Genomic DNA, 25,843 nt, shown 5'->3' with positions numbered 1-25,843 from the left:
GCCCCTCTCCCAACGGCCGCCGCCCCCTTGGCGGGACGGCCGGCCAGTACGCCAGATGCGACTGATCAGGGCTGCTGGTGCAGCCCCAGATTCTCGTAGATCTCGAGTGTCGCCGTGGAGTTGTTGAGGGTAATGAAGTGCAACCCGGGTACGCCATCGGCGAGCAGCCGCGCGCAGAACTCCGTGGCGAACTCGATGCCAATGGAGCGTACAGCGGCCGGATCGTCCTTGACGGCGAGGATCCGCTCTTTCAGCTCGGGCGGGAACTCGGCATTGCTGAGCTGGGGCAGCCTTTCCAGCTGCTTCACGCTGGTCACCGGCATGACCTCGGGGATGATCGGGGTCTCGCAGCCGGCCTCGGCGACCTTGTCGCGCAGCCGCAGATAGCTCTCCGGGCGGAAGAACATCTGGGTGATCGCGTAATCCGCGCCGGCCCGGCACTTGTCGACGAAGTGCCGTACGTCGGTGTCCCATTCGGCGGAGCGCGGGTGCATCTCCGGGAAGGCGGCGACGCCGACGCAGAAGTCGCCGGACTCCTTGATGAGCCGGACCAGGTCGGCGGCGTAGGTGACGCCCTCGGGGTGCTTGACCCAGTCGCCCATCGGGTCGCCGGGCGGGTCGCCGCGCACGGCGAGGATGTTGCGGATGTCGGCGTCCGCGTACTGCCCGACCATGTTGCGCAGCTCCGCCACCGAGTGGCCGACCGCCGTGAGGTGGGCCACCGGGGTCAGGGTGGAGTCGGCCGCGATCTGCTCGGTGGCCTTGACGGTGCCCGAGCGGGTGGAGCCGCCCGCGCCGTAGGTCACGGAGACGAAGCTCGGGGCCACCGCCTCGACCCGGCGCAGCGCGTTCCAGAGGTTCCGCTCGCCCTTCTCGGTCTTGGGCGCCCAGAACTCGAACGAGTACGTCGTCTCACCGGTCGCCAGCATCTCGCGCACGGTGCGCGCGCGATGCGTCCTGGTGGAAGCAGTGCCAAGGGCCATACTCGCAGGTTAGCCAGGCCTTGGCGGTCCCCCAACAAGGCCGGGGGAATTTGTCCGCATTGTCGGACTATTGTCCACCCCTCGGACAGAAAACCTCTAGCGGGCCACCAGGCGTTCACGTACCCGCTTCGCCAGGTTCGCTGTCGCCTCGGCGGGATCGTCCGCCTCGGTGATCGCCCGGACCACCACGATCCGCTCGGCGCCCGCGTCCAGGACCTCGTCGAGGTTGGCCGCGTCGATGCCGCCGATGGCGAACCAGGGGCGCTCGGTGGCGAGCGAGGCCGTGTAACGCACCAGGTCCAGGCCCGGGGCGTGGCGGCCCGGCTTGGTCGGGGTGGGCCAGCAGGGGCCCGTGCAGAAGTAGTCCACGCCGGGCTCGACGGCGGCCGCGAAGGCCTCCGCGTCGGCGTGCGTGGAGCGGCCGATCAGGACCTCGTCGCCGAGGATCGCGCGGGCGGCCGGGACCGGCAGGTCGCCCTGGCCCAGGTGCAGCACGTCGGCGCCGATGGCATGGGCCACGTCGGCCCGGTCGTTGACCGCGAGCAGCTTGCCGTGCCGCCGGCAGGCGTCGGCGAGGACGGCCAGGTGCTCCAGCTCCTCGGCGGCCTCCATGCCCTTGTCCCGCAGCTGGACGATGTCCACGCCCGAGGCCAGCACGGCGTCCAGGAACGCGGGCAGGTCGCCCTGGCGCCTGCGCGCGTCCGTGCAGAGGTAGAGCCGGGCGTCGGCGAGCTGCTCACGGGCCGTGGGCATGAAGTCCCCCGTTGTGTGCGGTGCGGGCGCGGACCGGTCCCCCGGTCCGCGCCCCACCTGTAGGCGATCAGGTCAGACGGCGAGCGCCTGGGCGCGGCGCTTCACCTCCGTGCCGCGATTCTCGCTCAGGGCCTGCGCGGGGGTACCGGGCAGGGTCGCGTCGGGGGTGAAGAGCCACTCGAGCATCTCTTCGTCGGAGTAGCCGTCGTCCCGCAGGAGCGTGAGGGTGCCGGCGAGGCCCTTCACTACCTTGTCGCCGTCGATGAAGGCGGCGGGCACCTGCAGCGTCCGGTTCTCACCGCGGCGTACGGCGATGAGCTGGCCCTCCTTGACCAGCTGCCGCACACGCGTCACCTCGACATCGAGCATCTCTGCGATGTCGGGAAGGTGGAGCCAGGCGGGGACGAGTGCATCGGTTTTCGCGTCAATCTCGGTCACGGGACAAGCGTGCCATCCCGGACTGACACTCGGTAGCCGGAGCTCAGCCGACTGCGGCCTTGAGAGGGACGGACGGATCGGCGGCGCGGACCGGATCCAGCGTCGCACCTGCCTCGATGAGCTTGCGGCCCTGCGCCAGATCGCGCGGTCGGCCGACGGCCAGGAGGGCGACGAGCCTCCCCTCGCGCAGCCAGCAGACCGACCACGCGGCGCCCGTCGGTTCGCCCCGCCACAGCAGCCGGTCGGCGCCGCCGTGGTGGCCGACGTACTGGACGAACCTGCCGAACTGCTCGGACCAGAAGTACGGCACCGGGTCGTACGGCCGGACCGCCTCGCCGACGATGTCGGCCGCCACCGTGCGCGGCCCCTGGAGTGCGTTGTCCCAGTGGTGGATCAGCAGCCGCTCCCCGTACCTTCCCGAAGGGAAGGAGGCGCAGTCGCCGACCGCGTAGACGTCCGGGAGCGAGGTGCGCAGCCGGTCGTCGGCCGTGACCGCGCCCTCCGGCCCCCGCTCGATGCCGGTGGCCGCCAGCCAGTCGGTGGTGGGCCGGGCGCCGATGCCGACGACGACCGCGTCGGCCGGGAGCCGGCGGCCGTCCGCCAGGACGACGGCTCCGGGCTCGACCGTCGCCACGCGCGCGTGGGTGAGCAGTTCGGCGCCGCTCTCCGCGTACCAGCCGGCCATCGGCTCGGTGACCTCGGCGGGCAGCGCGCCCGCCAGCGGGCGGTCCGCGGCCTCCACGACGGTGACCGCGCAGCCCGCCTCGCGCGCGGCCGTGGCGAACTCGGCCCCGATCCAGCCGGCCCCGACGACCACGACGCGGAGCTGGGCGCTCAGGACCGCGCGCAGCCGCCCGGCGTCGTCCAGGGTGCGCAGCAGATGGACGTCGGGCAGTCCCTCGATGCCGGGCAGCGTGATCGGCTCCGCGCCCGAAGCGATGACCAGCGCGTCGTACGGGACGGGCCCGGACGCGGTGTCGATCTCGTGCTCACGCGCGCGTACGTCCGTGACGGTCTCGCCCAGGCGCAGGTCGACGCCGAGGCCCTCGAAGTCCACCTCGAAGGCGGAACCGTCGGCCTTGCCGAGCAGCACCGCCTTGGAGAGCGGGGGCCGGTCGTACGGCTGGTGGGGCTCGGCGCCGATGAGGGTGATCCGGCCCGGGAAGCCCTGTTCGCGCAGGGCCACCGCGGTCTGGACCCCGGCCATGCCCGCGCCGACGACCACCACGTGGCGCTGTTCCGAATGCGTCTGCTTTTCGCTCACCCGATCACCATAAACATCTGACAGTTCGTCAGGAAACCGGTCAGGCGTTAGCCTGACGCACGTACAAGCACTCGCGGGAGCCCGGACGCACCGGGCTGAGAGGGAGGCTGCAGCGGCCTCCGACCGTACGAACCTGATCCGGGTCATGCCGGCGAAGGGAGGGGCTGGACGCCCATGCATTCATCCCGAAACGGGGCAGTTCCCCACGGGTCGGACGTACTGGTGGTGGGGGGCGGCATCATCGGCCTCGTCACGGCCTGGCGGGCGGCGCAGCGCGGTCTGCGCACCGCGCTCGCCGACCCCGCGCCCGGCGGCGGCGCCGCGCAGGTCGCGGCGGGCATGCTCGCCGCCGTCACCGAGCTCCACTACGGCGAGGAGACCCTGCTCGGCCTCAACCTGGCCTCCGCCCGGCGCTACCCGGACTTCGTGGCCGAGCTGGAGCAGGCGAGCGGCCTCGGCACCGGCTACCGCGCCTGCGGCACCCTCGCGGTCGCCCTGGACGCCGACGACCGCGCCCATCTGCGCGACCTGCACGCCCTCCAGCAGCGCTCGGGACTCGACTCCCAGTGGCTGACCGGGCGCGAGTGCCGCCGCCTGGAACCGATGCTGGCGCCCGGGGTGCGCGGCGGACTGCGGGTCGACGGCGACCACCAGATCGACCCGCGCCGCCTCGCCAAGGCCCTGCTGACGGCCTGCGAGCGGGCCGGGGTGGTGTTCCACCACGGCTGGGCCGAACGGCTCTCGGTGGTACGGGAGAAGGCCGCGGGGGCCGTCCTGGCCGACGGCACCGAGCTCGCCGCCGACCAGGTCGTCCTCGCGGGCGGCAGCCTCAGCGGCCGGCTCGCCGGGGTCCCGGACGAGCTGCGGCCGCCGGTGCGCCCGGTCAAGGGCCAGGTGCTGCGGCTGACCGTGCCGCCCGCGTACGCGCCGTTCCTGTCCCGCACGGTCCGCGCGGTGGTCCGCGGCAGCCACGTCTACCTGGTGCCGCGCGCCGACGGCGAGCTCGTCGTCGGCGCCACCAGCGAGGAGCTGGGCTGGGACACCACGGTCACCGCGGGCGGCGTCTACGAGCTGCTGCGCGACGCGCACGAGCTGGTGCCCGGCATCACCGAACTGCCGCTGACCGAGACCCGCGCCGGGCTGCGCCCCGGCTCCCCAGACAACGCGCCGCTGCTCGGCCCGACCGCCCTGCCCGGCCTGCACCTGGCCACCGGCCACTACCGCAACGGGGTGCTGCTCACCCCCGTCACCGGCGACGCGCTGGCGCACGCGCTGGCCACCGGCGAACTGCCCGCCGAGGCGCGCCCCTTCACCCCCCGCCGCTTCACCTCCGCCCCGGTGGAGTCCGTACCGCAGGAGCTGACCGCATGACCGTCTCCTCGACGACCGTCTCCGTCAACGGCGAGGTGCGCGACCTCGCCACGGGCACCACCCTTGACGCCCTCGTCGCCACCCTGACCCCGGCGCCCGCGGGCGTCGCCGCCGCCGTCAACGAGGCGGTCGTCCCGCGCAGCGAGTGGCCGCGCACCACGCTCGGCGACGGCGACCGCGTCGAAGTCCTGACCGCCGTCCAGGGAGGCTGAGCCATGGCCGACGACCTGTTCACCCTCGGCGGTACGACCTTCACCTCGCGGCTGATCATGGGCACCGGCGGGGCGCCCAGCCTGGACGTCCTGGAGCGCTCGCTGGCCGCCTCCGGCACCCAGCTGACGACCGTCGCGATGCGCCGCCTGGACCCGACGGTGCAGGGCTCGGTCCTGTCCGTCCTGGAGAAGCTGAACATCAGCGTGCTGCCGAACACGGCGGGCTGCTTCACCGCCGGGGAGGCCGTGCTGACCGCCCGCCTCGCGCGCGAGGCGCTCGGCACGGACTGGGTCAAGCTGGAGGTGGTCGCCGACGAGCGCACCCTGCTGCCCGACCCGATCGAGCTCCTGGACGCGGCGGAGGTGCTGGTCGACGACGGTTTCACGGTGCTGCCGTACACCAACGACGACCCGGTGCTCGCCCGGAAGCTGGAGGACGTGGGGTGCGCGGCGATCATGCCGCTCGGCTCCCCCATCGGCTCCGGGCTCGGCATCCGCAACCCGCACAACTTCGAGCTGATCGTGGACCGGGCCACGGTCCCGGTCGTCCTCGACGCGGGCGCGGGCACGGCCTCCGACGCGGCGCTCGCGATGGAGCTGGGGTGCTCGGCGGTGATGCTCGCGTCGGCGGTCACGCGTGCGCAGGAGCCGGTGCTGATGGCTGAGGCGATGCGGTACGCGGTGGAGGCGGGCCGCTTGGCGTACCGGGCGGGGCGGATTCCCCGCCGCCACTTCGCCGAGGCGTCCTCCCCCGTGGAGGGGCGGGCCGTGCTGGACCCGGAACGCCCGGCGTTCTGAGCGCGCTCTTCATCTGCGGGCCGGTGGGGGGCTGGTCGCGCAGTTCCCCGCGCCCCTGAAACCCTCGTTCGCCTGCGGACCGTGGCCGGTTGCTCGCGCAGTTCCCCGCGCCCCTAAAGGCCTATGGCTGAGCTTGGTTCTCCGGCTGCGGCCGACCGCCTAAGGGGCGCGGGGAACTGCGCGACCAGCCACGCACGGTCCGCAGCCGACGACGTACCCGAGATCACCTCCGCGTTACAGCTGCGCTGCAGTCCCGCCCCGGAAACACCCAGAGCGCCGGCCCTGTCCGTGACCGCTCGTAGACTCTGCTCCGTGGATACGACCCTTCAGGACCCCCTCGTCGGGCAGGTGCTCGACGGCCGCTACCGCGTCGAGGCGCGCATCGCCGTCGGCGGTATGGCCACGGTCTACCGGGCCGTCGACACCCGGCTCGACCGGGTGCTCGCCCTCAAGGTGATGCACCCGGCGCTCGCCGCCGACGGCTCGTTCGTGGAGCGGTTCATCCGCGAGGCCAAGTCCGTCGCCCGCCTCGCCCACCCGAACGTGGTCGGCGTCTTCGACCAGGGCACCGACGGCGGGTACGTCTACCTGGCGATGGAGTACGTGGCGGGCTGCACCCTGCGCGACGTCCTGCGCGAGCGCGGCGCCCTCCAGCCCCGGGCCGCCCTGGACATCCTGGAGCCGGTGCTCGCCGCCCTCGGCGCCGCGCACCGCGCCGGTTTCGTCCACCGGGACATGAAGCCGGAGAACGTCCTGATAGGGGACGACGGCCGGGTCAAGGTCGCCGACTTCGGCCTGGTCCGGGCGGTGGACGCGGTCACCAGCACCACCGGCAGCGTCCTCGGCACCGTCTCGTACCTCGCCCCCGAGCAGATCGAGCAGGGCACCGCCGACACCCGCGCGGACGTCTACGCGTGCGGTGTCGTGCTCTACGAGATGCTGACCGGCGCCAAGCCGCACTCCGGGGAGAACGCCGCCCAGATCCTCTACGCCCACCTCCACGAGGGCGTGCCCGCGCCGTCCGCCGCCGTGCCCGGCCTCGCCGTCGAGCTGGACGAGCTGGTGGCGTCGGCCACCGCCCGCCACCCCGACGCACGGCCGTACGACGCGGTGGGCCTGCTCGCGCAGACCCGCGAGGCCCGTGCCGCGCTCGGCGACGAGCAGCTGGACGCGGTTCCCCCGCAGGCCGTGCCCGCGGCCGGGACCTCCGGCTCCGAGGACCGTACGAGCGTCATACCGCGCGCGGTGGCGACCCCGCCCCGGGGCAGCGCACCCACGGCCGCCGCCCCGCTCCCGGCCGAGCAGGACCCCGTCAACCGCACCAGCCGGCTGACCATGCCGCCGCCCGGGCCCGCCCCGGCACGCGCGCGTGGCGGGCGGCCCCGCTTCGTCCTGAACGGGCGGCGCGGCCTGATCGCGGTGGTCGCCGCCGTCCTGCTGGCCCTCGGCGTCGGCGCCGGGGTCTGGTACATCAACTCCGGCCAGTTCACCCACGTCCCCGCCGTCATCGGGCAGAGCGAGAGCGCCGCCAAGAAGCGCCTTGAGGACGCGGGTCTCTCGGTGAAGAAGGTCGACCGCCGCTACAGCGACACCGTCAAGCGCGGCACGGTGATCGAGACGGACCCGGAGACGGGCGCGCGCGTGCGCGGCAACGCCTCGGTGACCGTCGTGGTCTCGCGCGGCCCGGAGATGGTCAAGGTCCCGGATGTCAGCGGCAAGCCGCTGGACGACGCCAAGAAGGCGCTGGCCGACGCCGGTCTCACGCCGGGCGCGGTCACCGAGGAGTTCAACGAGGACACCGACCAGGGCTCGGTCGTCAGCACCGACCCGGCCGCCGGCGCCCCGCGCCGCGCGGACACCGCGGTCGCCCTCGTCGTCAGCAAGGGCGCCCCGGTCGAGGTCCCCGGGGTCGTCGGGGACTCGGTGGAGGACGCCACCTCCTCCCTGAAGGACGCGGGCCTGGAGGTGCAGATCGCGCCCGAGCAGGTCAACTCGCCGCAGGAGGCAGGCAGCATCGCCGCCCAGTCCGCGGCCGAGGGCTCCCGCCTCGCCAAGGGCGACACGGTCACGCTCACCGTCTCCAAGGGCCCGCGGATGGTCACCGTGCCCAAGGTGACCGGCAAGAAGGCCGACGACGCCAAGAAGGACCTGGAGAAGGCCGGTTTCAAGGTCGACGTCGACCGCGGCTTCCCGTTCCTGAGTGACGAGATCGCCGGCCAGTCCGTCAAGGCGGGCGACCAGGCGCCGGAAGGCTCCACCATCACCATCAAGACCAAGGGACTCTGATCCACCCCATGCGCAACCCCATCGGCGGTCACGTCCCCGTGGCCGGCGGCCTCGCCACGACCGGCCTCGCCTACGCGCGCGAACTCGGCGCCGAGACCGTCCAGGTCTTCGTCGCCAACCCGCGCGGCTGGGCCACCCCCACCGGCAACCCGGCCCAGGACGAGAAGTTCCGGGCCGAGTGCGCCGCCGAGGGCATCTCCGCGTACGTCCACGCCCCGTATCTGATCAACTTCGGCTCGCACACCGAGGCGACCGCCGAGAAGTCGGTGGAGTCGATGCGGCACTCGCTGCGCCGGGGCCGGGAGATCGGCGCGCTCGGCGTGGTCGTGCACACCGGCTCCGCGACCGGCGGCAGGCCGCGCGCCGAGGCGCTGGCGCAGGTACGGGAGCGGCTGCTGCCCCTGCTCGACGAGCTGACGCACGACGACGACCCGTTCCTGCTGCTTGAGTCGACGGCCGGGCAGGGGTCCTCGCTGTGCTCGCGGACCTGGGACTTCGGCCCGTACTTCGAGGCGCTGGACGCCCACCCCAAGCTCGGCGTCTGCCTGGACACCTGCCACATCCACGCGGCCGGGCACGACCTGGCCGGGCCCGGCGGGGCGGCGCAGACCCTGGACCTGCTGGTGGAGACCGTCGGCGAGGGGCGGCTGAAGCTGATCCACGCCAACGACTCCAAGGAGGGCGTGGACTCGCACCTGGACCGGCACGTGAACATCGGCGCGGGTCACATAGGCGCGGAGCCGTTCCGCGAGCTGCTCGCGCACCCGGCGACCGAGGGCGTACCGCTGATCATCGAGACGCCCGGCGGGAAGGAGGGGCAGGCGGCGGACGTCGCGCTGCTGAAGTCCCTGCGGCTCTGATCTTCACCCTTGAGGAATACCCCTGGGGGGTATACCGTTCTTGTCATCGACAGGAACGGTCATCCGGCGTTGGGGGCACAGCCATGCAGCACGAGGCGCACACGCACACCGAGCACGAGCACCACGAGCACGGCGGACACGAGGGGCACGGCGGACACGAGGGCCACGAAGGGCACACCGGCGGACACGCGCACCACGGCGACGCCCACGCGCACGGCGGCGGCAAGGTCAGCTGGTCCATGGCCGCCCAGGCCACCCTGCACTGCCTCACCGGGTGCGCCATCGGCGAGATCCTCGGGATGGTCGTGGGCACCGCGCTCGGCTGGGGCAACATGCCGACGATGGTGCTGGCCATCGTCCTGGCCTTCTTCTTCGGCTACTCGCTCACCCTGCGCGGCATCCTGCGGGCCGGGGTGGACTTCCGTACCGCCTTCAAGGTCGCGCTCGCCGCGGACACCCTCTCCATCGCCGTCATGGAGCTGATCGACAACGGGGTCATCGCGCTCTGGCCGGCCGCCATGGACGCGACGCTCGCGCAGGCGCTGTTCTGGGGCTCGCTGGCGGCCTCGCTCGCGCTCGCCTTCGTGATCACCACACCGGTCAACAAGTGGATGATCGGGCGCGGCAAGGGCCACGCGGTGGTCCACCAGTACCACCACTGACACCCGCGAAGGGCGCCAGGAATCAGAGCTCGGGGCCGTCCCCGGGCTCTTCCTGGTACGAGTAGCGCTGCTCGCGCCAGGGGTCACCGATGTTGTGGTAGCCCCGCTCCTCCCAGAAGCCCCGCCGGTCCGCCGTCATGTACTCGATGCCGCGGACCCACTTCGGGCCCTTCCAGGCGTACAGGTGCGGGACGACGAGCCGTACCGGGAAGCCGTGCTCGGCGGTGAGGAGCTCACCGCCCTTGTGGGTGGCGAAGACCGTGCGGTCGGAGAGGAAGTCCTCCAGGCGCAGGTTGGAGCTGAAGCCGTATTCGGCCCAGACCATCACGTGCGTGGCGTCCGGGGCGGGCGGCGCGAGTTCGGCGACCGTACGCGCGAGGACTCCGCCCCATTCGGCCCCCAGCATCGAGAACTTCGTGACACAGTGAAGATCCGCGACGACGGTGGCGAAGGGCAGGGCCGTGAACTCCTCGTGGTTCCAGCAGTGCTTGTCGCCGTCGGCGGTCGCGCCGAACACGCGGAACTCCCACCGCTCGGGCTTGAACCTGGGAACCGGGCCGTAGTGGGTGACCGGCCAGCCGCGCTGGAGCCGCTGCCCCGGGGGAAGCTCCGACTGCACTGCTTCCCGTTGCTCCGGGCGTTCCGGCTGACCCATGACTCCATGGTGACAGACGGCGAGGGGTGGTCATGACCAGCAGCGCCCTGATTCGGGCAACTCCTACTAAGCGTGCACTTACTGGACGCTCCCCGCACGCGGTGCGAGGATGCGCGCGAATCTGCCCCTCACCCGTGTGGAAGGAGCCTCTGCGATGCAGGGCGACCCCGAGGTCATCGAGTTCCTGAACGAGCAGCTGACCGCCGAGCTGACCGCGATCAACCAGTACTTCCTGCACGCGAAGATGCAGGAGAACTTCGGCTGGACGAAGCTCGCCAAGTACACGCGTCACGAGTCGTTCGACGAGATGAAGCACGCGGAGGTGCTGACCGACCGGATCCTGTTCCTGGACGGGCTGCCGAACTACCAGCGGCTCTTCCACGTCCGGATCGGGCAGACGGTCACCGAGATGTTCCAGGCGGACCGGCAGGTGGAGGTCGAGGCGATCGACCGCCTCAAGCGCGGCATCGAGGTCATGCGGGCCAAGGGCGACATCACCTCGGCGAACATCTTCGAGTCGATCCTGGCCGACGAGGAGCACCACATCGACTACCTCGACACCCAGCTGGAGCTGGTCGAGAAGCTCGGCGAGGCGCTCTACATCGCGCAGCTCATCGAGCAGCCGGAAGGTTAGGACCGGTCCGAGAGCCAGGGCCTTTCCGGCCTAGGCCGCTTCCGCCAGCTCCTGGTCGGTCGCGAGCACGGCGCTGACCTCGCCCTTTTCGAGCAGTTCCCGGCGGGGGCAGGCGCCGCGTCCGAGCAGGCCCTGGATGGTGCGCACGCACGAGCCGCAGTCGGTGCCCGCCTTGGTGGCGGAGGCGATCTGGCGGGGGGTGCAGGCGCCGGCGGCCGCGTGCTGCTCGACCTGCTTGTCGGTGATGCCGAAGCAAGAGCAGACGTACACGCGGTTCACCTCCCTGACAGGAACGGTCTGGCCAGCCATCCCCTATTCGGTGAGGCTTACCTAACCGTACCCAAAGTCGGGGTGGACGAAAAGCCCCGGATACGCCCGTGGGGCGCGGATCACAGATCCGCGCCCCACGTCTCGTAGGAAGCTACTCACTGGTCCCGGTACATCTCGGCGACCAGGAAGGCCAGGTCCAGGGACTGGCTGCGGTTGAGGCGGGGGTCGCAGGCCGTCTCGTAGCGCTGGTGCAGATCGTCGACGAAGATCTCGTCGCCGCCGCCCACGCACTCGGTGACGTCGTCACCGGTGAGCTCGACGTGGATGCCGCCCGGGTGGGTGCCCAGGCCCTTGTGGACCTCGAAGAAGCCCTTGACCTCGTCGAGCACGTCGTCGAAGCGGCGCGTCTTGTGGCCGGAGGCCGCCTCGAAGGTGTTGCCGTGCATCGGGTCGGTGACCCAGGCGACGACCGCGCCGGACGCGGTGACCTTCTCGACCAGCTCGGGCAGCTTGTCGCGGACCTTGTCGGCGCCCATGCGGACGATGAAGGTCAGCCGGCCCGGCTCGCGGTCCGGGTCGAGCCGGTCCACGTAGGTGAGCGCCTCGTCGACCGAGGTCGTGGGGCCGAGCTTGATCCCGATCGGGTTGCTGATCCGGGAGGCGAACTCGATGTGCGCGTGGTCGAGCTGGCGGGTGCGCTCGCCGACCCAGACCATGTGGCCGGAGGTGTCGTAGAGCTTGCCGGTGCGCGAGTCGACCCGGGTCAGCGCCGACTCGTAGTCGAGGAGCAGCGCCTCGTGCGAGGCGTAGAACTCGACGGCCTTGAACTCGGCCGGGTCGGTGCCGCACGCCTTCATGAAGTTCAGCGCGTTGTCGATCTCGCGGGCCAGCTGCTCGTAGCGCTGCCCGGACGGGGACGTCTTGACGAAGTCCTGGTTCCAGGCGTGCACCTGGCGCAGATCGGCGTAGCCGCCGGTGGTGAAGGCGCGGACCAGGTTGAGCGTGGAGGCGGACGCGTTGTACATCCGCTTCAGGCGCTCGGGGTCCGGGACGCGGGCGGCCTCGGTGAAGTCGAAGCCGTTGACCGAGTCGCCGCGGTAGGTCGGCAGGGTCACGCCGTCGCGGGTCTCGGTGCCCTTGGAGCGCGGCTTCGAGTACTGCCCGGCGATCCGGCCGACCTTGACGACCGGCACGGACGCGGCGTACGTCAGCACGGCGCTCATCTGGAGCAGGGTCTTGAGCTTGGCCCGGATGTGATCTGCCGACACGGCGTCGAACGCCTCGGCGCAGTCGCCGCCCTGGAGCAGGAACGCCTCGCCCTTGGCGACGGCCCCCATCCGGGCGCGCAGCTGGTCGCACTCGCCCGCGAAGACGAGCGGCGGATACGACTCGAGGTCCGCGATCACATCGCGCAGAGCCTCGGCATCGGGGTACTCGGGCTGCTGCGCCGCGGGAAGGTCACGCCAGGTGTTTACGTTCACGGTCACCTCCACAACCTTACGGGGTCCGCCAAGCGGTCCACGCGCGTGCCCACCTTATGAGACACGCGGATGACCGCCCGCTGACCGATCTTGAACGGTCGCCTGCTAGCCTCTGCCCGTTTCGGAAGTGCTACAGAAGTCAACAGAGCGATGCAGGGGTGGGCGTTGATGCGGAGACACCGCAGAGACCGCAAGAAGAAGCTGATCGCTTACGGGGTGGGCGCGGCGGTCGTCGCGACCGCGGCGGTCGGTACGCTCGCGGTGGCCTCACCGGGCCCCGCGACCGCGAACGGCAAGCCGACCGCACCGAGCACGGCGCTCCAGGCCCGGTTCGCCGAGGCCGCGCGCGAGTTCCACGTGCCGCAGAGCGTGCTGATGGCGGTCTCGTACCGCCAGACGCTGTGGGAGAGCCACGACGGGCAGCCGTCCACGACCGGCGCGTACAACGTCATGGGCCTGACCCGGGTGACGGCGGACGACGTCGAGCAGCCGACGGACGCGGAGCGCCTGTCGCACCTCAACATGAGCGGCGACCCCGCGGTCATGAAGCACTTCGACGCCAAGCGCGCCCTGAAGCGGGCGCCGAAGGCCGTCGACACGAGCGACCCCCGGCTGCACACGCTGGACGAGGCCGCCAAGCTGATCGACAAGCCGGTCGACGCGGTCCGCCAGGACGAGAACCAGTCGATCCGCGCGGGTGCGGCGCTGCTGGCGAAGTACCAGAAGGACGCGACGGGCTCGCTGCCCGAGGACGCGGGCAAGTGGTACGCGGCCGTCGCCCGCTACAGCCAGGCGCCGGACACCAAGGGCGCGTCGCTGTTCGCGAAGCGGGTGTACGAGTCGATCCGGACGGGCGAGAGCCGCGTCACGGCGGACGGCCAGCAGCTCGCCCTGCCGGCCGACCCGTCGGTGAAGCCGGTCAAGCCGGAGACGATGTCGCTGGCGGCCTTCAACGCGACGACGCAGACGCCGGAGTGCCCGACGGGGCTGAACTGCGACTTCCGTGCGGCGGCGTACAAGCAGAACAGCTCGACGCCGGACGACTTCGGCAACTACAACGAGTCGAACCGCCCCTCGAACGGCGAGGACATCCGCTACCTCGTCATCCACGACACCGAGGGCGGCTACGACGGGTCGCTGAAGACGTTCCAGGACTCCACGTCCTACGCCAGCGCGCACTACATGGTCCGCGCCTCCGACGGCCTGGTCACCCAGCTGGTGGCGACCAAGGACGAGGCCTGGCACGCGGCCAACAAGACGATGAACATGCACTCGATCGGCATCGAGCACGAGGGCTATGCCATCAAGGACAACGCCACGTGGTACACCGAGCCTCAGTACGAGTCCTCGGCCGCGCTGGTGAAGTACCTGGCGAACCGGTTCTCCATCCCCCTCGACCGTGAGCACATCATCGGCCACGACGAGGTGCCGGGCGTTCTCGACGGCAATGTGAGGACCCAGCACTGGGACCCGGGCCCGTACTGGGACTGGAACCACTACATGACCCTGATCGGCGCGCCCAGCGGCGACCAGGGCGCGGGCGGCCCGCTCAAGGCGGGTCAGCTGGTCCGGGTGGTCCCGCCGTTCACCACGGCCAACCAGCCCACCGTCACGTACGGCGGCAACACGTACAGCCGCCCCGCGAACTTCGGCTACCTGTACACCTCGCCGTCGACCGGCGGTACGCCGCTCGGCGACCCGTACCTCGGCACCCAGACCGCGTCCGAGGGCCCGAACTGGGGCAACAAGGTCGTCGCGGGCGGCGAGTACGTCGTCGCCGAGGCGCAGACCAACTGGACCGCCATCTGGTACGGCGGCCAGAAGGCCTGGTTCTACAACCCCGGCGGCACCTTCACCGCACCCGTCGGCAAGACCGGCCAGCCGGTCCTGAAGCCCAAGGCGGGCGCCGCGTCCATCCCGGTGTACGGGCGCGCCTACCCGGAGGACTCGGCGTACACGGGGACCAACGTCCCGGTGCAGGCCAACAACTCCGCCTCGCTGACCAAGTACGCGATCCCGGCCGGTCAGGCCTACACCCAGGCGGGCCCGGCGCAGCTGGGCGACTACTGGTTCGCCGGTACGTTCGCGGGCACCGGCACCGGTGACCGCACCCTGGTCCAGGGCAAGACGAACTCCTTCTACCCGATCCGGTACAACCACCGCATCGCGTGGGTGAAGGCGACCGACGTCGACCAGGCCACCAGCACCGCGCCCGACGCCGGCAGCACCCGCTACAACATGCTCGGCCGGGACTCCTCCGGCGTGCTGTGGCAGTACCAGGGCACCGGCAGCGCCTCGGCGCCGTTCTACGGGCGGTACAAGATCGGCGGCGGGTGGCAGGGCTACAACGCCGTCTCCGCGATGACCGCGCTGCGCGCGGACGGCACCGGCGACATGGTGGCCCGCGACGGCACCGGCACGCTCTGGTACTACCAGGGCAGCGGCAACCCGAACGCGCCGTTCAAGAGCCGCCTCAAGGTCGGCGGCGGCTGGCAGACGTACAACTTCATGACCGGCGCCCGTGACCTGAACGGTGACGGCAAGGCCGATCTGATCGCCCGCGACGGCTCCGGCGTGCTCTGGTACTACCAGGGCACCGGCACCCCGGCGGCGCCGTTCGCCGCGCGGGTGAAGATCGGCGGCGGCTGGCAGGGCTACAACGCCATGGTCTCCACCGGCGACCTCAACCGCGACGGCAAGGCCGACCTGGTCGCCCGGGACGGCTCCGGCGTGCTGTGGTTCTACAAGGGCACCGGCACGCCGACCGCCCCGTACGCCCCCCGGGTCCAGATCGGCGGCGGCTGGCAGGGCTACAACAGCCTGCTCGGCCCGAGCGACCTGAACGCCGACGGCATCCCGGACCTGGTGGCCCGGGACGGGTCGGGCGTGCTCTGGTACTACAAGGGCACGGGCAGCACGACCGGCGCGCCGTTCGCCGCGCGCGTCCAGGTGGGCGGCGGCTGGCAGATGTTCAACCTGCTGGTCTGAGGCCTTCCGATCTGAGCAGAATCGATACGACAAGGGCCCGCTCCATCCACCGGATGGGGCGGGCCCTTCGCGCATCCGGCGCTTCTTCGGCTAGGGTGCGGGGCATGTTCGCGCACTCGAACCAGAACTGGTGGTGGACCGCTCATCCGGCGGCCCACTGATCGCGCGTACTCCAGACCACGCGAAGGCCGCCCGAGGGGCGGCCTTTTCTGTTTCCCGCGGCCGTTCCTCTCCCCGTACCTCCCGGAAGGAACGCTCCATGCTGCTGGAAAGACTCCTCGACGACGACTGCCCGCCCTTCGCCCTGATCCGCCGCCGTACGCCCGGCCGCGACCACGACGTGGTCGAGCTGCTGATCGGCGGCGTACGGGAAGTGGAGCGGCTCGCCGACATCCCGTGCGGGGACCGGCCCTCGCTCGCCCTGGTCCCGTTCCGGCAGATCCGCGAGCGCGGCTTCGACGTACGGGACGACGGCACTCCGCTGGCGGTCCTGGAGGCCGACGAGACGTACGAACTGCCGCTGGACGAGGTCCTGGAGGCGCTGCCCCGGCACGAGGTGCGGGTCGAGGGCGGGGGCTTCGACGTCGGGGACGAGGAGTACGCGCGGATCGTCCGGCGGGTGATCGAGGACGAGATCGGGCAGGGCGAGGGCGCCAACTTCGTGATCCGGCGCACCTACACGGGTGAGATCCCGGGCTTCGGGCGAGCGGACGCACTTGCACTCTTCCGCCGGCTGCTGGCGGGCGAGCGGGGGGCGTACTGGACGTTCGTCGTCCACACCGGCGAGCGGACGCTGGTGGGGGCGAGCCCCGAGGTGCACGTGCGGATGTCGGGCGGGACGGTGGTGATGAACCCGATCAGCGGGACCTACCGCTATCCGGCGACCGGTCCGACGGCCGAGGACCTGCTCTCCTTCCTCTCCGACGAGAAGGAGATCGACGAGCTCTCCATGGTCGTCGACGAGGAGCTGAAGATGATGTGCACGGTGGGCGACCGGGGCGGGGTGGTGGTCGGCCCCCGGCTGAAGGAGATGGCCCATCTGGCGCACACCGAGTACGAGTTGCGCGGGCGGAGCTCGCTGGACGCGCGCGAGGTGCTGCGCGAGACGATGTTCGCGGCGACGGTGACGGGGTCGCCGGTGCAGAACGCGTGCCGGGTGATCGAGCGGTACGAGGTGGGCGGGCGCGGCTACTACGCGGGCGCGCTCGCCCTGCTGGGCCGCGACGCGAACGGCGTCCAGACGCTCGACTCGCCCATCCTGATCCGTACGGCCGACATCGCGCCGGACGGGCGGGTGCGGGTGCCGGTCGGGGCGACGCTGGTGCGCCACTCGGACCCGGCGGGCGAGGTGGCGGAGACGCACGCGAAGGCGGCGGGGGTCCTTGCGGCGCTGGGCGCGCGCCCGGGCCGCCCGGCCGCCCCGCGCCCCTCCCTCGTCCTGGGTGACGACCCCCGGGTGCGGGCGGCCCTGGACGCGCGGCGGGCGGACCTGGCGCCGTTCTGGCTGCGGATGCGGGAGCGGGCGGTGGCGCCGTCGGGCGAGGCGCTGGTGGTGGACGCCGAGGACACCTTCACGGCGATGCTGGCGCATCTGCTGCGGTCGTCGGGGCTGGGGGTGTCGGTGGTGCGGTTCGACGCGGCGGGGCTGCGGGAGCGCGCGCTCGGCCACCGCGGCCCGGTGATCCTGGGCCCCGGCCCCGGGGACCCCTCGGACGGGTCCGACGCGAAGATGCGTGTGCTGCGCCCCTTGGCGGCGGAACTGCTGCGCTCCCATCGGCACGGGCTGCTCGGTGTGTGCCTGGGGCACGAGCTGATCGCGACGGAGCTGGGTCTGCCGATCGTACGCAAGCGGGTGCCGCACCAGGGGGCGCAGCTCCGGATCGACCTGTTCGGCCGCTCGGAGCGGGTCGGGTTCTACAACAGCTTTACGGCGCGGTGCGGGGAGGAGGCGGCGGGGGTGTTGGCGGCGCGGGGCGTGGAGGTCAGTCGCGATCCGGCTACGGGGGAGGTGCACGCGGTGCGGGGTCCTGGGTTCGCGGGGGTCCAGTTCCACCCGGAGTCGGTGCTGACGTTGCGGGGGCCGGAGGTGGTGGGTGACCTGCTGTCGGGCTTGAGCGCGATGACCCCCACCCCGCCCCTTCCCTGAACCCTCCGGGGGTGCGGGTGGGCTGAGGTGGTTATCCCGGGGCTACGCCCCCGGACCCGCGGGCGGGGCCTGCGGCCCCTGCACCCCGCTTTGGGGGCTCCGCCCCGGACCCCGGCGTGGGGGTGGGTGGGTTACCGGAGGCTTCGCCCCGGATCCCGTTCGTCTACAGGCCGTCGGTGGCTGGTCGCGCAGTTCCCCGCGCCCCTTACGGGCGCTGGTCGCGCCCACGCGGCGGAGCCGCAAATGTCACAGCCCCGCGCCCCTAAAGGGGCACGGCACGTCCAGCCCCTCCGGTGTTTGATGAGCGGAGCTCTCCAAGGGGCGCGGGGAACTGCGCGACCAGCCAAGGACGGCCCGCAGACGAACGGGGGTCCGGGGGCGTAGCCCCCGGCAGACCGCCCTTCCCCCCACCCACCCCCGGAGGGTTCAGGGAAGGGGCGGGGTGGGGGAGCTCGCCCGGGCAACGCGTGGCACCAGCACGTTCTCCGTTCGCCGCCCCGCCGCATACGCCGCCACGTTCTCCACCGTCGCCGCCACGATCTGCCCCACCGCCTCCTCCGTGTAGTACGCCTGATGCGACGTCACCACCACGTTGGGGAACGTCACCAGCCGCGCCAGCGTGTCGTCCGAAACGACCTCGAGGGACTTGTCCAGGAAGAAGAGGCCGGCCTCCGCCTCGTAGACGTCGAGGCCCACCCCGGCCAGCCGCCCCGCCCGCAGCTCGCCCACGAGCGCCTCCGTGTCCACCAGCCCCCCACGGCTGGAGTTCACCAGGATCGCGTCGTCCTTCATCCGCCTCAGCGCCCCGCGGTCGATCACATGGTGCGTGGACGGCAGCAGCGGCACGTGCAGGCTCACCACGTCCGCGTCCGCGAGGAGCTCGTCCTTCTCGACGTACGTCATCCCGAGCTCCACGCACGCCGGATTCTCCGCCACGTCCCAGCCGAGCAGGTTCATGCCGAAGCCATGGGCGATCCGGGTGAACGCCTCGCCGATCTTGCCGGTGCCGAGCACCCCGACCGTACGCCCGCGCAGATCCCGCCCCATCAGCCCGTCGAGGCGGAAGTCGAAGTCGCGGGTGCGGTTGGAGGCCCGGACGATCCGGCGGTTGACCGCCATCGCCAGGGTCCAGGCGAACTCGGCCACCGAGTACGGCGAGTAGTACGACACCCTCGCCACCGTGAGGCCGAGCCGCTCCGCCACGTCCAGGTCGATGTTGTTGAAGCCCGTCGAGCGCTGGGCGATCAGCTGGGTCCCGCCCACCGCCAGCGTCTGCAGCACCGAACGGCTCAGGTCCGCGTTCACGCTGGTCGAGATGGCCTCGTACCCCGCCGCGATGGGCGCCGTGTCCTCGTTCAGGAACACGTCCAGGCACCGGACGTCGTGCTTGCCCTCGAAGGCCTTCTCGATCAGAGGTCGCTCATCGGCCTGCACACCGAACGCCAGGATGTCCACAGGGCTCACCTAATGGGTGGATATGTGATCAACAGGGGCTGAATACGGTGAATATACGGCCCCTCCCCGCAGCCCGCCCGGCGGCGCCCCTCAGCCGAAGAACACCCCCACCTCCGCATACAGCGCCGGATCCACCGTCTTCAGCCGCGCCGTCGCCTCCGCGATCGGCACCCGGACGATGTCCGTGCCCCGCAGCGCCACCATCTTGCCGAAGTCGCCGTCCCGTACCGCCTCGATCGCGTGCAGCCCGAAGCGCGTCGCCAGCCAGCGGTCGAAGGCGCTGGGGGTGCCGCCGCGCTGGACGTGGCCCAGGACCGTCGTCCTGGCCTCCTTGCCCGTGCGCTTCTCGATCTCCTTGGCCAGCCACTCCCCTACGCCCGAGAGCCGCACATGGCCGAAGGAGTCGAGCTTCTGGTCCTTCAGGACCATGTCGCCGTCCTTCGGCATCGCGCCCTCGGCGACCACCACGATCGGCGCGTACGACGCCTTGAAGCGGGAGGTGATCCAGCCGCAGACCTGGTCGACGTCGAAGCGCTGCTCGGGGATGAGGATGACGTTGGCGCCGCCCGCCAGGCCCGAGTGGAGCGCGATCCAGCCCGCGTGGCGGCCCATCACCTCGACCACCAGGACCCGCATGTGCGACTCGGCCGTGGTGTGGAGGCGGTCGATGGCCTCCGTCGCGATGCCGACCGCCGTGTCGAAGCCGAAGGTGTAGTCCGTGGCGGAGAGGTCGTTGTCGATGGTCTTCGGTACGCCGACGCACTTCACGCCGTACTCGTCGCTGAGCCGGGCCGCGACCCCCAGGGTGTCCTCGCCGCCGATCGCGATCATCGCGTCGATCTCGTGCTTGGCGAGGTTCTCCTTGATGCGGCGCACCCCGTCCTCGGCCTTGAGCGGGTTGGTGCGCGAGGAGCCGAGGATGGTGCCGCCGCGCGGCAGGATGCCGCGCACGGCGGGGATGTCCAGCTTGACGGTGTCGCCCTCCAGCGGGCCGCGCCAGCCGTCCTTGAACCCGGTGAAGTCAAAGCCGTACTCCTGCACGCCCTTGCGGACGACGCCCCGGATGACGGCGTTGAGCCCGGGGCAGTCACCGCCTCCGGTCAGTACTCCGACCCGCATGGAATTGTCCCTTCGCCGTGACGGACACATGGAAGCCCTCGAAGGCCTCCACGAGTCACGCTAAGGGTGACGCAGGTCACCCCGGGATGGGGCGAAAGGTCAATTCCTTGAATTCAAGGGGTTGTTGACGGGTGGTCATTCACTCGTACGAGCGCAGCACGTCCATGCGCGGGCGGGCTCACACGTCGTCGAGGCCCTGCTCTATCGCGTACCTCACCAGCTCCACGCGGTTGTGGAGCTGGAGCTTGCCCAGGGTGTTCTGGACGTGGTTCTGGACCGTGCGGTGGGAGATGACCAGGCGTTCGGCGATCTGCTTGTACGACAGGCCCTTCGCCACCAGGCGCAGCACCTCCGTCTCGCGGTCGGTGAGCTGCGGGGCCTTCGGCTCGTCGGCGGCGGCGGGCGCCGGGTCCGAGGCCAGGCGGCGGTACTCGCCGAGGACGAGACCGGCCAGGCCCGGGGTGAACACCGGGTCGCCGGCCGCCGTGCGGCGCACCGCGTCGGTGAGCTCCTCGGTGCTCGCCGACTTCAGCAGATAGCCGGTCGCGCCGGACTTCACCGCCTCCAGGACGTCCGCGTGCTCGCCGGAGGCGGACAGGACCAGGACCCTGAGCGCCGGGTTGGCGCCGACCAGCTCCTTGCAGACCTGGACGCCCGGCATGCCGGGCAGATTGAGGTCAAGGACCAGCACGTCGGGCGTGACCGCCTGGGCGCGGCGGACCGCCTGCGGGCCGTCCCCGGCCGTGGCCACCACGTCGAACCCGGCGGCCGCCAGGTCGCGCGCCACCGCGTCGCGCCACATCGGGTGGTCGTCGACCACCATGACCTTCACCGTCTGCTGCTCACTCATGCCTTCGCCTTCCCCCGTGGAACCTTCAGCTCTACTTCCGTCCCCTGGCCCGGCACCGAGATCAGCTCGGCGGTGCCGCCCAGGTCCCGCAGCCGGCCGCGGATCGAGAGGGCGACGCCCAGGCGCCCCTCCCCCTCGGCCTGCGCGAGCCGGCCCTCCGGGATGCCGGGACCGTCGTCCCGTACCGTCACGATCACTTCGTCCCCCCAGTCCTCGACCAGGATCCAGGCCTGGGCGCTCTCCCCCGCGTGTCTGCGGACATTGTCCAACGCGGCACTGACAGCGGCCGCGAGCTCGCGTGCCGCCGGGGGTGCGAGCAGCACCGGAGCGCCCGGTTCCGCGAGCGAGACCCGGGAGCCGGCGTGCGGGGCGAGCAGGGCGCGCAGATCCACCTCGGCCCCGTCGGTCTCGCCTTCCGTGTCCTCGACCGTACGGACCAGCGCGCCAAGCGCCGGGTCCTCGGACGCGCGCGTGGTGGGCACCAGGCCGCTGGAGACCAGGGTCCGCAGGGCGACCTCCTGCTCCCCGGCCATCCGGCCGAGCTCGGCCGCCTCGCCGCCGAGCGCGGTGCCGCGCCGCTGCACCATGGCGAGGACCTGGAGGACGCTGTCGTGGATGTCCCGGGCCAGCCGCTCCCGCTCGCGGGTCGCCGCCTCGATCTCCAGGGCGCGGGCGAGGGTCGCCTCGCTCGCGCGGGCGACCTCCACCACGTAACCGATGGCGATGGAGGCGACCCAGACGAGCAGCACGTTGTGGAGCGTGTCCCGGGTGGGGGTGCCGCGCTCGACCAGGTTGGCGGCGGCGACCAGCGAGGAGGCGAAGGCGGCCCAGCGCCAGCCGCCCTTGATCGCGAACGCGAGCACCGAGCCCGCCGTCCATATGGTCGGCAGGGTCGGGCTGTTCACCGACTGCGCGTCGGCGTCCGCGAGCGGGGTGAGCAGGATGCCGGTGAGCGCGATCGCCAGGTCGACGCCGAGGAACCGCTTGGTGCAGCTCGCCGCGTTCGCCACCCGGGGCAGCGTCGCCAGCGTCCACACCGCGAGCACCGAAAGGAAGACGACACCCACCCAGGGGCGCTCGAACTCGCGGTACTCCGACACGAAGACCAGCACCGCGTAGACCATCGTGAGTACGCGGTACGCGGTGAGCGCGCGCCACAGCGGCAGCTCGACGGACATCCTGATGACGCGCTCGCGCTTCGCCATGCTCCCCACCCCCGGCCGGACGCTGCTAGTCGCCGGGCCGTTCCGCGTGCTTGGCCTGCTCGGCCTCCCGGGCCTTCTCGGCCCTCTCGGCCGCCTTCTCCTCGTCGGCCTTGCGCTTGGCCTCGTCCGCGATCTGGCGCTTGGCCGCGGTCGCGTAGATGTCCACGTACTCCTGGCCTGAGAGCTTCATGATCTCGTACATGACCTCGTCGGTCACCGAGCGCAGGATGAAGCGGTCGCCCTCCATGCCGTGGTAGCGGCTGAAGTCGAGCGGCTTGCCGATGCGGATGCCGGGGCGCATCAGCTTGGGCATGACCTTCCCCGGCGGCTGGATCTTCTCGGTGTCGATCATCGCGACCGGGATCACCGGCGCGCCGGTGGCGAGCGCCACGCGCGCGAGGCCGCCGGGCTTGCCCCGGTAGAGGCGGCCGTCGGGCGAGCGGGTGCCCTCCGGGTAGATCCCGAACAGCTCGCCGCGCTCCAGGACCTCGATGCCGCTCTTGATGGCCGCCTCGCCCGCGCCGCGCGCGCCCGAGCGGTCCACCGGGAGCTGGCCGACGCCCTTGAAGAAGGCTGCGGTGAGCTTGCCCTTCACACCGGGCGAGGTGAAGTACTCCGCCTTGGCGATGAACGTCACCTTGCGGTCCAGGACCGCCGGCAGGAAGAACGAGTCCGAGAAGGAGAGGTGGTTGCTGGCGAGGATCGCCGGCCCCTCGGCGGGAATGTTTTCGAGGCCCTCCACCCAGGGCCTGAAGGCAAGCTTCAGCGACCCGCCGATGGAGAACTTCATAGCGCCGTAGATCAACTCGGATGCCTTCCCTATGTCTGTCGAACAGACCTTAACCCGTGTGGGACCCGCCCTCCCGCGCGCGGGCCGGTGACGGCTCTGGTCGGTGTCAGTCCGGTCGCGTACCGTGAAGTACGACTCCCCCGCCCCTGCTCATGAACAGGAGATCCCGGTGCCCGTCCTCCCTGGAGCCGAGCCGTTCCGCCACGAGGGCGGAGAGGTCGGCGTCCTCCTCTGCCACGGCTTCACCGGTTCCCCGCAGTCGCTGCGCCCGTGGGCCGACTTCCTGGCCGAGCGCGGCCTGACGGTCGAGCTGCCGCTGCTGCCCGGACACGGCACGCGCTGGCAGGACATGCAGCTCACCGGCTGGCAGGACTGGTACGCGGAAGTGGACCGGGCGCTGCGCGAGCTCCTTCAGCGCTGCACCCAGGTCTTCGTCTTCGGGCTCTCCATGGGCGGCGCGCTGGCGCTGCGGCTGGCGGCCGGGCACGGGGACGCGGTCAGCGGCGTCGTGGTCGTCAACCCGGGCAACAAGGTGCACGGCCTGGCGGCGCACGCGCTGCCGGTCGTGCGGCACTTCGTGCGCTCCACCAAGGGGATCGCCAGCGACATCGCCAAGGAGGGCGCGGCGGAGGTGGGGTACGACAGGGTGCCGCTGCACGCGGCGCACTCGCTGCGCCGCTTCTTCCAGCAGGTCGACCGCGAGCTGCCGCAGGTCACCCAGCCGATGCTGCTGCTGCACAGCCCGCAGGACCACGTGGTGCCGCCGGTCGACTCGGCGCGGATCCTGAGCCGGGTCTCGTCCACGGACGTCACCGAGATCCTCCTGGAACAGAGCTACCACGTGGCGACGTTGGACCACGATGCGGAGCGGATCTTCGAGGAGAGTTACGCGTTCATCGGCCGCCTCGCTCCGAGTGTCGGGAAGAAGGGGAGCACGACCGGTGGCTGAGCACGACGCGGACCGCGAGCCGCAGCCGATCGACGAGGACGCCGCGTGGGCGGCGATCGTGGCGGGGTACGGCGAGGAGCCGTCCGACCCGCCCGGGGCCAAGCCGTTCAAATCGGTGGAGGACCTGGCGCTCCTGGAGGGCGACCGCAACGACGCGCCGCCGGAGGCGCCTGCGGCCCCTGAGCCGCCCGAGCCCAAGCCGCTGGGCAGCTCGGTGGTCTTCGCGCCCGGCGTGGGCGGCGTGGGCGGCGTGGGCGGGCCGCGCGACTTCAGCGTGGCTGAGCCGTCGGACTCCGACCTGGACGACGTGGACGAGGGCCACTTCGTCCCGCCGGAGCCGCCGCCGCTGCCGGAGACCGACGTCACGGCGAAGTTCGCGTGGCTGGCGGTGATCGGCGGGCCGCTGCTGATGCTGCTGGCGGCGGTGCTCCAGTGGGAGTTCACGTGGTGGCTGACGACGCTGGGGGTCGGCGGGTTCATCGGTGGCTTCGCCACGTTGGTGGCCCGGATGAACCAGGACGACGAGGACGGGGACGACCCCGGCCGGGGCGCGGTGGTCTGACGCCCCCTTTTGGCCCGGGGTTCGTCTGCGGGCCGGTGGGGGTTGCTCGCGCAGTTCCCCGCGCCCCTTAAGTGACCGTGGACGTTCAGCTCGGGCAGCCCCGACGCGGACGGATGTTCGTCTGCGGGCCGTCTTGGGCTGGTCGCGCCCACGCGGCGGAGCCGCAAATGTCACAGCCCCGCGCCCCTAAAGGGGCACGGCCCCTCTGGCCCCTCCAGCCCCTTGAGGAGCGGAGCTCCCTAAGGGGCGCGGGGAACTGCGCGACCAGCCACATACGGCCCGCAGACGAACGGGGTCCGGGGGCGTAGCCCCGGGGGAACCGCCTCCACCCCCGGAGGGTTTAGGGAAGGGGCGGGGTGGGGCTATACCGGGACCCGCAACGCCGCCAGTACCGGCAAATGGTCCGTCGCCGCACGGAGGTCCGCCTCCGTCACCCCCGGCAACCCCGTCGGGACCCCGCACCCCAGCACCTCCACCCCCTCCGTCGCGAAAATCGCATCGATGCGCTGATGCGGGTCGGCCGGCGTCGACGTGTGCTCCGTGCCCCAGGGACGGACCGCCCAGCAGTCCTGGAGCCCCGCCGCCACGCGGCGGAACGCGCGGCCGTCCGGGCGGTCGTTGAGGTCGCCGCCCGCGACCGCGTGCGGCACCGACAGCGCCGCCAGGTGGTCGAGCAGCAGCCCCGCCTGCGCCTCGCGCTCGTCCGCCTGGAGGCTGAGATGGCAGCTCAGGACACCCAGGCGCGCACCCCCGACCCGTACCACCGCCGACGCGAAACCGCGCCGGTGCAGCCCGGGCGTGAGCGGCAGCAGGACGTCCTCCGTGCGCTCCACCGTCGCCCGCAGCGAGCACAGCAGCAGCGGCCCCGCCGCCGTCGCGCCGCCGCTCAGGACCACGAGGTCGCACGCCGCCGCGAGCCGCGCGGCGGCCTTGCGCCAGCGGAAGAAGCGCGGGGCCTCCTGGATCAGCACCAGGTCCGGGTCGCAGGCGCGGATCACCCGGGCCAGCGCCGCGTTGTCGTCGCGCATCGAGCGGATGTTGTAGCTGAGGACACGGATCACGGCCGAGCCGTCCTCCGTACGGGACGCGGGCAGATCGGTGAGCGCCATGGG

At 71.8% G+C, this 25,843-nt stretch carries 24 protein-coding genes and 1 riboswitch; of the genes, 11 read left to right on the top strand and 13 right to left on the bottom strand.

Annotation, left to right across the window (positions count from 1 at the left end; genetic code table 11):
• Window positions 1-65 precede the first annotated feature (65 nt).
• The 4 genes from metF to QIY60_RS21010 form a co-directional block, all read right to left on the bottom strand.
• A complete protein-coding gene (gene metF, locus QIY60_RS21025; protein ID WP_283143814.1) occupies window positions 66-983 on the bottom strand; it encodes a methylenetetrahydrofolate reductase [NAD(P)H] in 918 nt (305 codons plus the stop codon).
• A 96-nt stretch (window positions 984-1,079) separates the two neighbouring features.
• Window positions 1,080-1,736, bottom strand: coding sequence for a thiamine phosphate synthase (gene thiE, locus QIY60_RS21020; RefSeq protein WP_283143813.1), 657 nt, complete (start codon window positions 1,734-1,736; stop codon window positions 1,080-1,082).
• Window positions 1,737-1,808: 72 nt separating this feature from the next.
• Window positions 1,809-2,174: an Rv2175c family DNA-binding protein gene (locus tag QIY60_RS21015; protein WP_283143812.1), complete on the bottom strand. Its 366-nt coding sequence runs from the start codon at window positions 2,172-2,174 to the stop codon at window positions 1,809-1,811.
• A gap of 43 nt (window positions 2,175-2,217) precedes the next feature.
• Window positions 2,218-3,381: an FAD-dependent oxidoreductase gene (locus QIY60_RS21010; RefSeq protein WP_283146021.1), complete on the bottom strand. Its 1,164-nt coding sequence runs from the start codon at window positions 3,379-3,381 to the stop codon at window positions 2,218-2,220.
• A gap of 120 nt (window positions 3,382-3,501) precedes the next feature.
• Window positions 3,502-3,615, top strand: a riboswitch (TPP riboswitch).
• Between QIY60_RS21010 and thiO the strand changes: the two genes are divergently transcribed.
• The 6 genes from thiO to QIY60_RS20980 all read left to right on the top strand — a co-directional run bounded on the left by thiO (window position 3,613) and on the right by QIY60_RS20980 (window position 9,627).
• Entirely contained in the window at window positions 3,613-4,809 is a 1,197-nt protein-coding gene (thiO, locus tag QIY60_RS21005) for a glycine oxidase ThiO (protein ID WP_283143811.1), read from the top strand. (Overlaps the previous riboswitch by 3 nt.)
• Window positions 4,806-5,021: a sulfur carrier protein ThiS gene (gene thiS, locus QIY60_RS21000; protein ID WP_283143810.1), complete on the top strand. Its 216-nt coding sequence runs from the start codon at window positions 4,806-4,808 to the stop codon at window positions 5,019-5,021. The genes thiO and thiS overlap by 4 nt, the downstream gene beginning before the upstream one ends.
• A gap of 3 nt (window positions 5,022-5,024) precedes the next feature.
• A complete protein-coding gene (locus QIY60_RS20995) occupies window positions 5,025-5,819 on the top strand; it encodes a thiazole synthase (protein WP_283143809.1) in 795 nt (264 codons plus the stop codon).
• Window positions 5,820-6,131: 312 nt separating this feature from the next.
• Window positions 6,132-8,105: a Stk1 family PASTA domain-containing Ser/Thr kinase gene (gene pknB / locus QIY60_RS20990; protein WP_283143808.1), complete on the top strand. Its 1,974-nt coding sequence runs from the start codon at window positions 6,132-6,134 to the stop codon at window positions 8,103-8,105.
• A gap of 8 nt (window positions 8,106-8,113) precedes the next feature.
• Entirely contained in the window at window positions 8,114-8,965 is an 852-nt protein-coding gene (locus tag QIY60_RS20985; RefSeq protein WP_283143807.1) for a deoxyribonuclease IV, read from the top strand.
• Between the two features lie 83 nt (window positions 8,966-9,048).
• Complete coding sequence (locus QIY60_RS20980) at window positions 9,049-9,627, top strand: DUF4396 domain-containing protein (protein ID WP_283143806.1); 579 nt, start codon at window positions 9,049-9,051, stop codon at window positions 9,625-9,627.
• 22 nt (window positions 9,628-9,649) lie between these two features.
• Here QIY60_RS20980 and QIY60_RS20975 read toward each other — a convergent pair whose 3' ends face one another.
• Window positions 9,650-10,282 carry a sulfite oxidase-like oxidoreductase gene (locus tag QIY60_RS20975; protein WP_283143805.1) on the bottom strand — a complete coding sequence of 211 codons (633 nt, stop codon included), beginning with the start codon at window positions 10,280-10,282 and terminating at the stop codon, window positions 9,650-9,652.
• A 154-nt stretch (window positions 10,283-10,436) separates the two neighbouring features.
• Between QIY60_RS20975 and bfr the strand changes: the two genes are divergently transcribed.
• Window positions 10,437-10,916 (top strand): bacterioferritin, encoded by a 480-nt coding sequence (bfr, locus tag QIY60_RS20970; protein WP_283143804.1) that lies wholly within the window; start codon window positions 10,437-10,439, stop codon window positions 10,914-10,916.
• A gap of 30 nt (window positions 10,917-10,946) precedes the next feature.
• Here the strand turns inward: bfr and QIY60_RS20965 are convergent, their stop codons facing one another.
• Both QIY60_RS20965 and QIY60_RS20960 read right to left on the bottom strand, forming a co-directional pair.
• Window positions 10,947-11,195, bottom strand: a complete 249-nt coding sequence (locus tag QIY60_RS20965; RefSeq protein WP_067158222.1) for a (2Fe-2S)-binding protein — start codon at window positions 11,193-11,195, stop codon at window positions 10,947-10,949.
• Between the two features lie 146 nt (window positions 11,196-11,341).
• Window positions 11,342-12,673 carry a 3-deoxy-7-phosphoheptulonate synthase class II gene (locus tag QIY60_RS20960; protein ID WP_283143803.1) on the bottom strand — a complete coding sequence of 444 codons (1,332 nt, stop codon included), beginning with the start codon at window positions 12,671-12,673 and terminating at the stop codon, window positions 11,342-11,344.
• Window positions 12,674-12,835: 162 nt separating this feature from the next.
• Here QIY60_RS20960 and QIY60_RS20955 point away from each other — a divergent pair, with 162 nt between their 5' ends.
• Window positions 12,836-15,655, top strand: coding sequence for an N-acetylmuramoyl-L-alanine amidase (locus QIY60_RS20955; RefSeq protein ID WP_283143802.1), 2,820 nt, complete (start codon window positions 12,836-12,838; stop codon window positions 15,653-15,655).
• Window positions 15,656-15,914: 259 nt separating this feature from the next.
• Window positions 15,915-17,801, top strand: a complete 1,887-nt coding sequence (locus tag QIY60_RS20950) for an anthranilate synthase family protein (protein ID WP_283143801.1) — start codon at window positions 15,915-15,917, stop codon at window positions 17,799-17,801.
• A gap of 426 nt (window positions 17,802-18,227) precedes the next feature.
• On the opposite strand, the gene QIY60_RS20945 is transcribed toward QIY60_RS20950, so the two are convergent.
• The 5 genes from QIY60_RS20945 to QIY60_RS20925 form a co-directional block, all read right to left on the bottom strand.
• Window positions 18,228-19,256 carry a 2-hydroxyacid dehydrogenase gene (locus tag QIY60_RS20945; protein WP_283146020.1) on the bottom strand — a complete coding sequence of 343 codons (1,029 nt, stop codon included), beginning with the start codon at window positions 19,254-19,256 and terminating at the stop codon, window positions 18,228-18,230.
• A gap of 90 nt (window positions 19,257-19,346) precedes the next feature.
• Window positions 19,347-20,375 (bottom strand): 6-phosphofructokinase, encoded by a 1,029-nt coding sequence (locus QIY60_RS20940; RefSeq protein WP_283143800.1) that lies wholly within the window; start codon window positions 20,373-20,375, stop codon window positions 19,347-19,349.
• Window positions 20,376-20,553: 178 nt separating this feature from the next.
• A complete protein-coding gene (locus QIY60_RS20935) occupies window positions 20,554-21,225 on the bottom strand; it encodes a response regulator transcription factor (protein ID WP_266978776.1) in 672 nt (223 codons plus the stop codon).
• Window positions 21,222-22,430, bottom strand: a complete 1,209-nt coding sequence (locus tag QIY60_RS20930; protein ID WP_283143799.1) for a DUF5931 domain-containing protein — start codon at window positions 22,428-22,430, stop codon at window positions 21,222-21,224. Before QIY60_RS20930 ends, QIY60_RS20935 begins: the two co-directional genes overlap by 4 nt.
• Before the next feature lie 25 nt (window positions 22,431-22,455).
• Entirely contained in the window at window positions 22,456-23,235 is a 780-nt protein-coding gene (locus QIY60_RS20925) for a 1-acyl-sn-glycerol-3-phosphate acyltransferase (protein ID WP_283143798.1), read from the bottom strand.
• Window positions 23,236-23,389: 154 nt separating this feature from the next.
• Between QIY60_RS20925 and QIY60_RS20920 the strand changes: the two genes are divergently transcribed.
• Window positions 23,390-24,169: an alpha/beta fold hydrolase gene (locus tag QIY60_RS20920; RefSeq protein WP_283143797.1), complete on the top strand. Its 780-nt coding sequence runs from the start codon at window positions 23,390-23,392 to the stop codon at window positions 24,167-24,169.
• Complete coding sequence (locus tag QIY60_RS20915) at window positions 24,162-24,731, top strand: hypothetical protein (protein WP_283143796.1); 570 nt, start codon at window positions 24,162-24,164, stop codon at window positions 24,729-24,731. Before QIY60_RS20920 ends, QIY60_RS20915 begins: the two co-directional genes overlap by 8 nt.
• A 362-nt stretch (window positions 24,732-25,093) precedes the next feature.
• On the opposite strand, the gene QIY60_RS20910 is transcribed toward QIY60_RS20915, so the two are convergent.
• Window positions 25,094-25,840 (bottom strand): endonuclease/exonuclease/phosphatase family protein, encoded by a 747-nt coding sequence (locus tag QIY60_RS20910; protein WP_283143795.1) that lies wholly within the window; start codon window positions 25,838-25,840, stop codon window positions 25,094-25,096.
• Between the last annotated feature and the right edge of the window lie 3 nt (window positions 25,841-25,843).

The organism is Streptomyces sp. BPTC-684 (assembly GCF_030028635.1).
GTDB classification, from domain to species: Bacteria; Actinomycetota; Actinomycetes; order Streptomycetales; family Streptomycetaceae; genus Streptomyces; species Streptomyces noboritoensis.
Note: the sequence above shows the minus strand (reverse complement) of the source record. Positions and strands in the feature narration are given on the sequence as shown.